This window comes from Sphingobium yanoikuyae (assembly GCF_034424525.1).
GTDB lineage: Bacteria > Pseudomonadota > Alphaproteobacteria > Sphingomonadales > Sphingomonadaceae > Sphingobium > Sphingobium yanoikuyae.
Genome location: NZ_CP139979.1, coordinates 1,470,166 through 1,482,066 on the forward strand (window position 1 = coordinate 1,470,166; position 11,901 = coordinate 1,482,066).

Below are 11,901 nucleotides of genomic sequence, written 5' to 3' on the forward strand. Positions count from 1 at the left end.
TGTGAACTTTCAACTGTCGCGTCAGAATTCCAGGTTCAGCCGGCCATAATAGAAACCGCCGCTGATCCCATAGGGGGCATAGGCATTGTAGAGGCTCCCGGCCGTCCGGTTCACGGGCTTCAATTTGTTGGGATAGGTGTTGAGCAGATTATTGGCGCCGACCGAGATCTTGACCCCTTGGGTCAGCTTGTAGCCTAGTTCGAGGTCGAGGATCGTCTTGGGGCTCAGCTTCTCATCGACATAATCATAGAGGCAGCCGGGGCTGTTGGCGGTGCAGCTTTGGAAATCCGCGGTATGATAGACGGCGGCGCTCGCCCGCTGATAGATTTTGCCATAGCGGGTGGCGCGCAGGTTCAGGTTGAAATCGCCCTTTTCCCACAGGATGTTGCCGATCAGCTTGTCGCGCGGCGTGCCTTCGGAAAGGTCGCCCTGCTTGGCCCGGCCGATCAGCACCAGCTTCGATTCCAGGATTTCCGCCGGAACCGGGTCGATATGGGTGAAGATGGTCTTGTTGAAATTGGCCGACAGGCTGATCGTCGCGGTGCCAAGGTCGCCCAGCCCCGCCCGATAGGTGCTGACGATGTCGAGGCCGCGGGTGCGCGTGTCGGCCGCGTTGGAGAAGATGAGGCCGCCGGCAATGCCCTGGATGCCGGCTGCCGCCAGCGCGTTCATGACCACCGTGCCGCTCAGCGTTTCGGACAGCAGGATGCGGTCCCTGACCTTGATCTGATAGGCGTCGACCGTGACGTTGAAATTGGGCGCCGGGGTCAGGACGATGCCGGCGGAAAAGTTGGTCGATTTTTCGGGCTTCAACGGCTGCGCCCCCAGCGCCCGCGCGGCAACCCCGTCGACCGGCAGTGCTTGCACCGGCAGCAACTGGTTCACGCCGTTGACGGTGACGTTGATCGTGGAGGAGGAGGCATAATGTTGCTGCTGCAGCGTCGGTGCGCGAAAGCCGGTGCTGGCGGTGCCGCGAATGGCAAAGCCGCGAAACGGCTCGATGCGCAGCGACGCCTTGCCGGTATCGGTGGTGCCGAAGTCGGAATAATCCTCATGCCGTCCGGCAAGGCCGAACTCCAGCCCCTCGACGATCTGGCCTTCCAGATTGATATAGGCGCTCCAGTTGTCGCGGCTCCAGTTGCCCGATCCTTCGGGCAGGAAGCCGGTGACGCCCTGCGACCCGACCCCGGTCCGCGTCGCCCCCGCGAACCAGCTGCCGGCCGGCGAGACATAGCCGCCATCGATATAGGATTCCGGGTCGCCCGGACCGATCAGGAACTTGTTCTTCTTATATTCGGCGCCGACCGCGACCGACAGCGGCCCGGCGAGGCCGATGTCGAGCTCCTTGCTGAAGTCGAGATTGCTGGTCCATTCGTCGAAGCGGATCTTGCCGAGATAGAAATGGGTCGGGCTGGCCGGCCCCATGGAGGGATTGAGCGAGGTGGTCTGCGCATATTTGACCTCGTCCTGCGCATAGCTGGTCGAAAGGTCGACATGGATGCCGCCGCCAATCTCGCCGCGCAGGCCGCCGGCGACCTGAAAATCCTCGTCATAGACGTGGATGCGCGGGATATAGCCTTCGGGGTAAATCTCCAGGATGTTGTTGAGCGCCGCCGGATTGCGATAGGTCAGCCAGCCGGCGGCATGGCGCTTGGAGTAGGTGCCGAAGCTGTACAGCTCCATGTCGCCGCCGACCGGCATCATCGCGTCATAGCTGGCATTGCCGCCGATCACCTGCGGCTGGCCATATCTGGCGCGAATGCGGTCCGGATCGGCATTGCGCGCGTCGCCGGTGGGGTAGAAGGGATTGCTGGTGATCGGGCTGCTGTTGACCACCGTATTGTCCTGCAGCACGCCTTCGCCCGACAGGTGGATATAGCCGCCGTCCGGCCCGATGGCGAAGCCCTTGTCGATCTGCCAGCGGCCCTGCCAGCCGCCATTGTCGGCGGTGCTGCCCATGGTCAGCGCCGCGCCGCCCTGGGTGTCGTTCTTCAGGATGATGTTGACCACGCCGGCGATCGCATCCGACCCATATTGGGCCGACGCGCCGTCGCGCAGCACCTCGATCCGCTGGATCGCATTGCCGGGGATCAGGTCCAGGTCCGGCGGCGACTGGCCATTCTGGACCGACCCGTTGATGAACAGGGTGGCGGTATTGTGGCGCCGCTTGCCATTGACTAGCACCAGCAACTGGTCGCCGCCCAGGCCGCGCAGCGACAAAGTGCGCACCGCCCAGCTGGCGCCCGCGCCGTTGTTCGACACATTGATCGACGGCACAAGCGTGCCGAGCAGATCTCGCACCGACTGCTTGCCGCTCGCTTCCAGATCCTTTTCGCCCAGCACGTCGATCGGCGCCAGGCTTTCGGCGACGGTGCGGGTCGTCTGGCGGGTGCCGGTGACGATGATGGGCGCGGATTCCGCTGCCGGCTCCGGCGCAGGCGCCATGGCGAGGCCATCGAGCGTAGCGGTGCCGCTCGCCTGCGCGAACTGGATCGCCAGCGGGCGGCGGCGCACCGCGCTGCGGTTGGGCGGGGTGATAAGGGCGATGACGCCGGCGCCGGCCGGGGATCGGCGCAATTCGGTGCCGGCCAGCAACTGGCTGAGCGCATCGTCGGTGCTCAGCCATCCTTCGACCCGCCGGCTGCGGATATTGGCGACTTCGTCATAGGGGAACAGGATGCGAATGCCGGCCTGCGCCGACAGCGCCCGCAGCGCGCCGCTCAGGGGCTGCGACGGGATGGAGAATTTGTGCCGCTGCGACAGGCTCGTGTCCGGCGCAGGGGCGGCAAGCAGTTGGGTCGGCGCAACAAGGCATGTGGCGAGCGAAAGCCCCGCCAGAACATGGCGTTTCTGCATGATATGTCCCCTGCTGATCGGCATTTTTGCCGTTGGTCATGGGAACGAAATATGGCGGGCGATCCGCCATGGACCGGCAACAAAAGCGCCAGGCCATGGCAGTTGCTCTGGAAGGGCTCAGGTCTCGCCGGTCTGAAGGAACCAGCGATCCGCGCCCTCCAGGCCGATGGCGGTCAGCCGGCCGGAATAATAGGCCCCGGTATCGATGCCGATGCGATTGGCCAGATTTTCGACCTCCAGCGTGATGCTATGGCCATGGACCACCATCTTGTCATGCCGTCCGCCATGGTTGAGGAAGTCGCCGCGTATCCAGCGCAGGTCCGATGGTCGCTGCTCGGAGATCGGCACCCTGGGGCGGATGCCGGCATGGACGAACAGATAGTCGCCGACCGTCAGATGATCGACGAAGCTGTCGAGGAAGTCGACATCCGCGCGCGGAACATGGTTCAGCATCCAGTGGGCGATCGCCCCATCATCCATGTCGGCGCTCAGCGAAAGCGGCAGGCCGTAGCTGGCGAGCGTTTCCATGCCGCCGATGCGCCGGAAGAAGCCGACCGCGCCCTGATCGCCGCGCGCGGCCATGACGAAAATCTCTTCATGATTGCCCTTGAGCAGCCGGATGTCGCTGCCCGATCCGTGCAGTGCCCGGACCCGCTCGACCACCTGCGCCGAATGCGGCCCGCGATCGATCAGGTCACCAAGAAGGATGAGGCATCGGCGCTTCCCAGGCCGCAGCGCATCGTCGGCGACCAGCATGCCGAGCAACTGGTCGAGCAGGTCGAGCCGGCCATGAATGTCGCCTATCGCATAGACGCGCCAGTCATCCCCCACGCTGGGAGGCGTCCCGTCCTGGTCGTCGGATCGGCGCAGGAATTTCAGCATCGGGTGGGCCATGAGCGCTTCATGGCCCGCGATGCTGCCACAGCGTCACAGGCGCGGCAATGTCACGCCCTGCTGTCCCATATATTTTCCGGCCCGGTCGGCATAGCTGACCTCGCACGGCTCGTTGCCCTGCAGGAACAGGAACTGGCAGGCGCCTTCATTGGCGTAGATCTTGGCAGGCAGCGGCGTGGTATTGGAAAATTCCAGCGTCACATGGCCTTCCCAGCCCGGTTCCAGCGGCGTGACGTTCACGATGATGCCGCAACGGGCATAGGTGGATTTGCCGAGGCAGATCACCAGCACGTCGCGCGGGACGCGAAAATATTCGACCGTGCGGGCGAGGGCGAAGCTGTTGGGCGGGATGATGCAGACGTCGGTCTTGCGGTCGACGAAGCTGTTGGCGGCGAAATCCTTGGGATCGACCACGGCGCTGTCGACATTGGTGAAGATCTTGAACTCGTCGGCGACGCGCGCGTCATAGCCATAGGAGGACAGGCCATAGCTGATGCAGCCGTCGCGGCGCTGATTCTCGACGAACGGCTCGATCATGCGGTTCGACTGGGCCTGCTTGCGGATCCAGCGGTCGGAAAGGATGGACATGGGTCTGTCAGCTCTTCTGTGCAGGGGTGATGCCAAGGTCGGCCGGGCCGAAGGCGTGGGGCAACAGGTCGGCAACGCGATGTTCGACCAGGCCGTCACCTTCGGGCGCGACGCAATAGATGGCCAGGGTGCGGCCGGCCATCTGTTCGGCCTCGTTGATGACCTGGCGGCATCGGCCACAGGGGCTGACGATCGCCTCGCCGCCGACGCTGCCGTCCGCCGCCATGCCGCCGCCGACGACCGCGATCTCGGCGACATCGGCCAGGCGGCCCTGGGCGTTGACGGTCGCCAGCGCGACCGTTTCGGCGCACAGCGACAGGCCATAGCTCGCATTTTCGAAATTGCTGCCGGTGACGATGCTGCCATCGGTCAGGCGCACTGCGGCGCCCACGGCAAAGCGGCTGTAGGGCGCATGGGCATGGGCCAGCGCGCCGCGTGCTGCCGCGACCAGCGCGGCGATATTCTTGTCTTCTGCACTCATGGTGCCACCACATCCCATCTGATCGGTCCGTCGACGCCGTCGATATGCCGCATGTCGCTGGCTGTCCACATCACCCAGGGCCGTTTGGCATAATCGGGCGCGAAGAAATTGCCATCGACCCACAAGGTCCGGTTGATGCCGCTGGCAATGTCATATTGGGCGTCGAAATCGGCGCTGATGTTGAGCAGGGCGGGCTTGCCGGCATGGCTTTCGACCAGATTGACCAGCGTGTTGAGTTCCGACAGCACCTGATCGCGGCCCGGCCGCGTGGCACAGGACGGATCGAATCCCAGCCGGATGACCGGGGGCAGGGCGGCATTGTCGCGCGGCACGGTGGTCATGAACTGGGTCGCCTGATCGACGGCCTTGGCGCACAGGCTATAGTCCAGCGCCGCGCCATAGCGCATGCCCGCGCCGCGTGCGCCGCGCCAGTTGGCGGCGAACAGCGGGTCGCGCAGGCTGGCGCCCCTGGCCGCGCGAATATAGGCGAAGTCCGCCCCCTGCGCGGCCAGCGTGCCCCATTCGACCAGGCCGGTGTCGGATGTCACCGATACGCCCTGGGTCGGATATTCGTCACGATTTGGCGCCCATCCGCGTGCATAGATCCACAGTGCCGAACCCAGCACCATGATGATTGCCAGAATCGCCCCCAAGCGGACCAGCAAGCCCCCCAAAGTCAAACGCCCGATGATATTACCCCTTGATGTGCAGGACGCAGATAAGTGTGAACAGGCGGCGCGCGGTGTCGAAATCGACCGCGATCTTCCCCTCCAGCCGCTCCTTCAGCATGTCCGCTGCGTCGTTGTGAATGCCCCGCCGGGCCATGTCGACGGTTTCGATCTGCGCGGGCGAGGCATTGCTGATCGCCTGATAATAGCTGTCGCAGATCGCGAAATATTCGCGGATCGGCCGGCGGAAACGGCCAAGGCCCAGGATGATCGCCTCCAGCGGGCTGTCGTCCGCGCGATTGATCTCGATGACCAGGCGCCCTTCCTCGACCCGCAGCACCACCTTGTAGGGGCCGGCATAGCCGTCGGTATGGACGCGCTCGGGCGCGAAATGATTATCCTCCAGCAGGTCGAAAATGGCGATGCGCCGTTCCTGCTCGACATCCGCGTTGCGCCACAAGATGGTGCGCTCGTCGAGCTTGATGTCTATGATGCGCGGATCGGCCATGGCGGGTCTGCTGTCAGTGCGGCGGCGGGCCACGAAAAGCAAGCGGGACTTGTGGCGGGGGAGATGCGGTTGTTTCAACCTTCGCCCTTGCGCGACCCGCGTCGTGGCGCGATGAGGGCCCATGGTCGAACTCGTGAAACTCAATGCCGCTCCCGAAGAGGGCGGGCTGGAACTGCCGCGCAATGTCGAAGCGGAGGCAGCGCTGCTCGGCGCGCTGATGATTGACAACCGCATCGCGGAGGATGTGCAGCTCAAGCTGAAGCCCGAACATTTCTTCGAGCCACTGCATGGTCGTATCTATGAGGCGGTGATGCGCCTGATCGAGCGCGACATGATTGCCAACCCGGTGACGCTCAAGCCGATGCTGGAACAGGATCCGGCGCTCAAGGAGCTGGGCGGCGCTGCCTATCTGGCGCAGCTCACCGGCAGCGGCGCGGCGCTGCTGGGTGCGCGCGACTTCGCGACCCAGATCTATGACCTTGCCCTACTTCGTCAGCTTGTGAACGTCGGTCGAGAACTGGTTGATAATGCTCTGGATACTAGCGAGGATGTCAATCCGCGCGAGCAGATCGAGCTGGCCGAAGTCGCGCTTTACAAAGTGTCGGAAGGCGAGGGCGAGAGCGGGTCGGTCAAGAGCTTCCTTTCGGCCTCCACCATGGCGGTACAGGTGGCTGAACGTGCGCTCAACAGCGGCGGCCATGTGTCGGGTATCACCACCGGCATCAACAGCCTTAACGAGAAGATCGGTGGTCTGCACAATTCCGACTTGATGATCCTGGCCGGTCGTCCGGGCATGGGGAAGACGTCGCTGGCGACCAATATCGCCTATAATGCGGCGTCGCGCTGGCTGCGCGACAATAATGACGGCATTCCGCCGGAAAAGAATATGGGCGCCAAGACCGCCTTTTTCAGCCTCGAAATGTCGGCCGACCAGCTCGCGACCCGCGTTCTGGCCGAACAGTCGGGGATCAGCGGCGAAGCGCTGCGTATGGGCAAGATCAGCCGGGCGGACTTCCAGAACCTGTCGCGCGCCGCGCGCGACCTTCAGGAACTGCCGCTGTTCATCGACGATACGCCGGGTCTGACGATCGCGGCGCTGCGGACCCGCGCTCGTCGCCTCAAGCGCCGTCATGATGTCGGCTTCATCGTCGTCGACTATCTCCAGCTGCTGCAGGGCAGCGGCAAGGCGGGCGATAGCCGCGTCAACGAAATTTCGGAAATTTCCCGTGGTTTGAAGACGTTGGCGAAGGAACTTCATGTACCGGTGCTGGCGCTGTCGCAGCTCAGCCGTGCGGTGGAACAGCGCGAGGACAAGCGTCCGCAGCTGTCCGACCTTCGCGAATCGGGCTCGATCGAGCAGGACGCGGACATGGTCTGGTTCGTGTTCCGCGAGGATTATTATGTCGCCGCCAAGGAACCGGGCAACAAGGAAGGCCCCGAGCATCAGGAATGGGTGCAGGAGATGGAACGCATCTACGGCCTGGCCGAAGTGATCGTCGCCAAGCAGCGTCACGGTTCGACCGGCCGTATCCGCATGAAGTTCGACGCCAAGATCACCCGCTTCTCGGATCTGGCCGAAGGCAGCTCCTACCTCGAAGACCTCGAATAAACGGGCATGGCGGCGGACATGTCCGCCGCCACCCGGTTCAGCCGGCGACGAACGCCTTGAAGACGATGCACAGGCCGATCATGCTGGCGAGATAGGCGAGCGAGCGGACCACCGGCACGCCCAGCCCATAGAGCGGCAGGTAGAGCGCGCGCGACACCAGCCACAGCCAGCCGCCGATCGCCGTCCATTCGCTGGTGCGGCCGGCCACGACCACGCCGAACAGGACGATGATCGCGATCGGGAAGGTTTCCAGGAAATTGGCCTGGGCGCGAACCAGCCGGCCGCCGACAGGATCAAGCGGGGGCAGGTTTTCGTCCCGCGCCCCGGTATTCCATTTCAGGCCATATTGCTTGGTCTTGAGATGCGCCGCCGCGAAGATATGGACCAGCAGCAGGACGCAGGCCCAGGCCAGGATCTTCAGTTCAACCGCCATCATGCCCTCCCTTGATCGCGGCGGCGCCATGCCATCCGCTTATTTGACGATCGGCAACCATATCGCGCTGGCGCCCGCCGCGCCATATTGGACACTCTGGGTCGCCGGCTTGTAGTCGTCCGGCTTCGCGTCGAAGATCGAGGGCACATAGGTCTGCGGATTGCGGTCATAGACCGGGAACAGGCTGGACTGGATCTGCACCATGATGCGATGGCCTGGCTTGAACACATGGTTCACGTTCGGAAGGCCGAACTTGTAATTTTCCGCCTTGCCCGGCGTCAGCGCCTGCGGCTTGTCGAAGCCATGGGCGTAGCGGCCCCGGAAAATGTCGATGCCGATCGGCAGTTCATAGCCGGCCATCACCGGATTGGCGGTGTTTTCCTCGGGATAGACGTCGATCAGCTTCACCACCCAGTCGCTGTCGGTGCCACTAGTGGCGGCGAACAGGTCGACCATCGGCTGGCCGGCGATATGGACGTCCTTGTCCAGCACCGGCGTCACATAGGTCAGCACATCGGGCCGACCATCGACGAAACGCTGGTCCTTGACCAGCCAGGTGCGCCAGGCCTCATTCTGGTCCTGGTGGATCGGCCGGGGCAGATAGGGGACCGGCTTGGCCGGGTCGGAGACATAGGAATCGCTGCCCGACGCTGCCGGCTTGGCCCAGGATAGGCTGTAACTGGCGCCGAGATAGAGCGGGGTCGGCGTGCCGCCCGGCCATTTGGCGCGAGTTTCCCATTTGTCGATGCCGGTCGCATAGGTGAGCGAGCCGGGCATGGTGTAACCGGCTGGCGGATTGTCCTTGAGATAATGGTCGAGGAAGGGCTTCATAGTGCCGACCCGGAACTGGCGGCCGGTATCGCCCTCGAACTGCAGATCGCCCAGGCTGCGCCCCTCATAATTGACGCCGCTATGGCGCCAGGGACCGATCACCAGGCTGACCATGTCATTCTTCTTGTCCTGAGGTTCCAGCGCCTTGTAGACCGCCGGCGCGCCATAGCTGTCCTCCTGGTCCCACTGGCCCACGACCAGCATGGTTGGCACGGTCAGCGTGCGCTTGGCCAGCAGCTTGTCGACCGCCTGTTCCTGCCAATAGGCGTCATAGGCCGGATGTTCGAGCAGCTTGCGCACCGAGGGGAAGGCGTCGAGGCCATAGGCGCGGGCGAAGTCGCCGGCCGATCCGGCGTTCAGCATCGTCGTATATTCGTCGCCATTACCCATCGGGATGGCGCCGCCACCCTTCTTGGCGGTCTGCGACAGGCTGTAGCCAAAGCCGAAATTGCGGAACGCGCCATTGTGGGACCAGTCGTCGCCCATCCAGCCGTCGACCATCGGGCTCTGCGGCACGGCGGCCTTCAGCGCAGGGTGCGGATCGATCAGCGCCATCAGCGAGGTGAAGCCGGGATAGGAGGAACCGGTGATCGCGACCTTGCCGTTGGTTTCCGGCACATTCTTCACCAGCCAGTCGATCGTGTCATAGGCGTCGGTGCTATTGTCGACGTCGGTCTTGTTGAGCGGTCCACGCAGCGGGCGGGTCATGACATAGTCGCCCTCCGACCCGTGCAGGCCGCGTACGTCCTGATAGACGCGGATATAGCCGTCATTGACGAAATCGGCGTCCATGACCGGCAGGATTTCCTCGATCCTCTGGCTGCGGTTGCGGCTGGTCGCCTTGCCCGCATCATAGGGGGTGCGGGTCAGCAGGATGGGGCCATGGCTCGTGCCCTTGCGCATGACGATGACGGTGAACAGCTTCACCCCGTCGCGCATCGGGATCATCACTTCCTTGCGCACATAGTCCGCCTGCGGCCGGGCCGGATCATAGGCATCGACCTTGTCCGGGGTCATCGGATCGGTCTGGGCGGCGATCGGCGCGGCGAGCGCGGCGATCATCAGGGCGGCAGCGGAAATCTGTGCGGCACGAAGCATGGCGATACCCCTTTGTTCTTTTGTGATCATGCAACGGGTCCGGCCTTGAGGAAAGGCCGGACCCGCTTGTCCGTTGTCAGCCCTGCGCGAGGGCGCGGGCGCGATCCTCGATCCGCTTTTCCAGGATCGACAGCGGCATCGCGCCTTCCTCAAGAACGGCGTGGAACTGCTTGATATCGAACTTGTCGCCCAGCAGCGCCTGCGCCTTTTCGCGCGCCTTGGTCCAGCTGCCGTGGCCGACCTTGTAGCTGGTCGCCTGGCCCGGCTGGGTGCAGTAGCGCTCGACTTCGCGCTGGCAGCGGGGGCGGGCAAAGCCGGTCTTCTCGACCATGTAATCGGTCGCCTGCTTGACGCTCCACTGCTTGGAATGAATGCCGGTGTCGACCACCAGGCGAGCGGCGCGGAACAGGAAGGACTGGAGATAGCCGGCACGGTCGATCGGCGTCGCATAGCCGCCCAGTTCGTCGGCCAGTTGCTCGGCATAGAGCGCCCAGCCTTCGCTATAGGCGCTCATGAAGGCGGTCTTGCGCAGCATCGGCACGTCACCGGCGGTCTGCGCGGTCGAGATCTGGAGGTGATGGCCGGGCACGCCTTCATGATAGGTGAGGGCGGGCAGGCCATATTTCGGCCAGTCGCCGACATCCTTGAGGTTGATGAAATAGATGGCCGGGCGCGAACCGTCGAGCGCAGCGCGATTATAATAGCCGTTGGAGGCGCCGTCCTGGATCTCGACCGGCACCGCGCGGATTTCGAGCGGGGTATTGGGGATGGTCGTGAACGCCTGGGGCAGCTTCGCCTTCATGGCGTCGAGGTCGCGGTTGAGCTGGGCGAGCAAGGCGGCGCGGCCGTCCGGGCTGTCGGCATAAAGCTGGGCCGGGTCGACATTGAGCGCGGCGAGCTTTTCGCCGACGCTGCCCTTGGTGAAGCCGGCGCCGTTCAGGATCACGTCCAGCTTGGCGCTGATGTCGGCGACCTGCTCCAGGCCCATGGCATGGATCTGGTCGGCGCTAAGGTCGGTGGTGGTCGCCTGCTTGAGCGCCGCGGCATAGATTTCGTCGCCGCGCGGGGTCCGCCATACGCCGTCGCCGGCGGCGGTCTTTGGCTTCAAGGCCTCGATCGCGGCGATCTGTTCGTCGAGCGCGGGATAGATCGATTTTTCGACGATGGCGGCGGCCTGTGCCTGCCAGTCGCCGGTCACGCCCTTGGCCGCGGCGCGCTTCACCAGCGACTGGACCAGGCTGCTGGTCGCGGCGGGCTGGCTGCGCAGCTTCTTCATCTGGCCAAGCGTCAGGTCGAGCGACCAGCCGGGCGCGAGATAGCCGCGCGCGGCCTCGTCCCGCTGCAGTGCGGTGTCGGTCCGCAGGTTGCGGGCAAAGGCGTCGAGCCGGGCGACATAGGCCTCGCAATCACCGGCCGTGTTGATGGTGTGCGCGGTGTTCAGGAAATCGGGCGTCTGGAAATAGCTGCCGCCCTGCTGGAAGATGCGATAGGGGCGCTGGACACTGTTGAGGCCGAATTTTGCCGGGGCGACCGTCTGCTGGTCGAGCGAATAGAGGATGACCTCCAGGTTCAGGCGCTGCGCATCCGACAGGGCGGCGCCCTCATATCCCTTGAACTCCTTGATCGCGGCCTGGGTCGCGGCCAGCTTCTTCATCGTGCCCGACTTGCTGTTGTCGTCGAGCTGGCTCTTGGCGGCGGAGCGGGCGCCCTTGTCGAGGCCTAGGCTGGTGACCATGGCCGGCGACAGGTCGAGCTGGCGCTCGAAGGCGGTGGCGAAGGCGGCCGACAGGCGGGCATCATCGGCGCCCGCCGTCTGGGCCAGGGCACGGGGCGCGGCGGTGGCGAGCGCGACCGCGCCCGAGGAAAGCAGGAATTGACGACGATCCATGGGGCGACTCCCTTAAGTCCCGTTGGAAAGGGGGGAGTGTATTGCGC

10 protein-coding genes are annotated in these 11,901 nt (G+C 64.4%); 1 reads left to right on the forward strand and 9 read right to left on the reverse strand.

The genetic code is table 11. The annotated features are described in order from the left end of the window. Positions 1 to 21: 21 nt before the first annotated feature. The 6 genes from U0025_RS06815 to U0025_RS06840 form a co-directional block, all read right to left on the reverse strand. Positions 22 to 2,856 carry a TonB-dependent receptor plug domain-containing protein gene (locus tag U0025_RS06815; RefSeq protein WP_004212211.1) on the reverse strand — a complete coding sequence of 945 codons (2,835 nt, stop codon included), beginning with the start codon at positions 2,854 to 2,856 and terminating at the stop codon, positions 22 to 24. Between the two features lie 117 nt (positions 2,857 to 2,973). Continuing rightward, positions 2,974 to 3,750, reverse strand: coding sequence for a metallophosphoesterase family protein (locus U0025_RS06820; RefSeq protein WP_004212212.1), 777 nt, complete (start codon positions 3,748 to 3,750; stop codon positions 2,974 to 2,976). 33 nt (positions 3,751 to 3,783) lie between these two features. Beyond that, the gene (gene dcd / locus U0025_RS06825) at positions 3,784 to 4,338 is read right to left on the reverse strand and encodes a dCTP deaminase (protein WP_004212213.1); all 555 of its coding nucleotides are present in this window, start codon (positions 4,336 to 4,338) and stop codon (positions 3,784 to 3,786) included. A gap of 7 nt (positions 4,339 to 4,345) precedes the next feature. Beyond that, positions 4,346 to 4,819 carry a cytidine deaminase gene (locus tag U0025_RS06830; protein ID WP_004212214.1) on the reverse strand — a complete coding sequence of 158 codons (474 nt, stop codon included), beginning with the start codon at positions 4,817 to 4,819 and terminating at the stop codon, positions 4,346 to 4,348. Then, complete coding sequence (locus U0025_RS06835; protein ID WP_004212215.1) at positions 4,816 to 5,448, reverse strand: GH25 family lysozyme; 633 nt, start codon at positions 5,446 to 5,448, stop codon at positions 4,816 to 4,818. The genes U0025_RS06830 and U0025_RS06835 overlap by 4 nt, the downstream gene beginning before the upstream one ends. A gap of 64 nt (positions 5,449 to 5,512) precedes the next feature. Beyond that, positions 5,513 to 5,995 (reverse strand): UPF0262 family protein, encoded by a 483-nt coding sequence (locus U0025_RS06840; protein ID WP_004212216.1) that lies wholly within the window; start codon positions 5,993 to 5,995, stop codon positions 5,513 to 5,515. A gap of 121 nt (positions 5,996 to 6,116) precedes the next feature. Here U0025_RS06840 and U0025_RS06845 point away from each other — a divergent pair, with 121 nt between their 5' ends. Next, a complete protein-coding gene (locus U0025_RS06845) occupies positions 6,117 to 7,604 on the forward strand; it encodes a replicative DNA helicase (RefSeq protein ID WP_004212217.1) in 1,488 nt (495 codons plus the stop codon). Between the two features lie 37 nt (positions 7,605 to 7,641). Here the strand turns inward: U0025_RS06845 and U0025_RS06850 are convergent, their stop codons facing one another. From U0025_RS06850 to U0025_RS06860, 3 genes are all read right to left on the reverse strand, one after another. Next, a complete protein-coding gene (locus U0025_RS06850) occupies positions 7,642 to 8,037 on the reverse strand; it encodes an MAPEG family protein (protein WP_004212218.1) in 396 nt (131 codons plus the stop codon). Between the two features lie 39 nt (positions 8,038 to 8,076). Continuing rightward, the gene (locus U0025_RS06855) at positions 8,077 to 9,966 is read right to left on the reverse strand and encodes a CocE/NonD family hydrolase (protein ID WP_004212219.1); all 1,890 of its coding nucleotides are present in this window, start codon (positions 9,964 to 9,966) and stop codon (positions 8,077 to 8,079) included. 76 nt (positions 9,967 to 10,042) lie between these two features. Then, the gene (locus tag U0025_RS06860) at positions 10,043 to 11,854 is read right to left on the reverse strand and encodes a DUF885 domain-containing protein (protein WP_004212220.1); all 1,812 of its coding nucleotides are present in this window, start codon (positions 11,852 to 11,854) and stop codon (positions 10,043 to 10,045) included. Positions 11,855 to 11,901: the final 47 nt, after the last annotated feature.

Excerpts from the sequence above, each read along its gene's own strand:
- U0025_RS06815 (WP_004212211.1), bottom strand. The coding sequence starts at position 2,856 with ATGCAGAAACGCCATGTTCTGGCGGGGCTTTCGCTCGCCACATGCCTT.
- U0025_RS06820 (WP_004212212.1), bottom strand. The coding sequence starts at position 3,750 with ATGGCCCACCCGATGCTGAAATTCCTGCGCCGATCCGACGACCAGGAC.
- dcd (WP_004212213.1), bottom strand. The coding sequence starts at position 4,338 with ATGTCCATCCTTTCCGACCGCTGGATCCGCAAGCAGGCCCAGTCGAAC.
- U0025_RS06830 (WP_004212214.1), bottom strand. The coding sequence starts at position 4,819 with ATGAGTGCAGAAGACAAGAATATCGCCGCGCTGGTCGCGGCAGCACGC.
- U0025_RS06835 (WP_004212215.1), bottom strand. The coding sequence starts at position 5,448 with ATGGTGCTGGGTTCGGCACTGTGGATCTATGCACGCGGATGGGCGCCA.
- U0025_RS06840 (WP_004212216.1), bottom strand. The coding sequence starts at position 5,995 with ATGGCCGATCCGCGCATCATAGACATCAAGCTCGACGAGCGCACCATC.
- U0025_RS06845 (WP_004212217.1), top strand. The coding sequence starts at position 6,117 with ATGGTCGAACTCGTGAAACTCAATGCCGCTCCCGAAGAGGGCGGGCTG.
- U0025_RS06850 (WP_004212218.1), bottom strand. The coding sequence starts at position 8,037 with ATGGCGGTTGAACTGAAGATCCTGGCCTGGGCCTGCGTCCTGCTGCTG.
- U0025_RS06855 (WP_004212219.1), bottom strand. The coding sequence starts at position 9,966 with ATGCTTCGTGCCGCACAGATTTCCGCTGCCGCCCTGATGATCGCCGCG.
- U0025_RS06860 (WP_004212220.1), bottom strand. The coding sequence starts at position 11,854 with ATGGATCGTCGTCAATTCCTGCTTTCCTCGGGCGCGGTCGCGCTCGCC.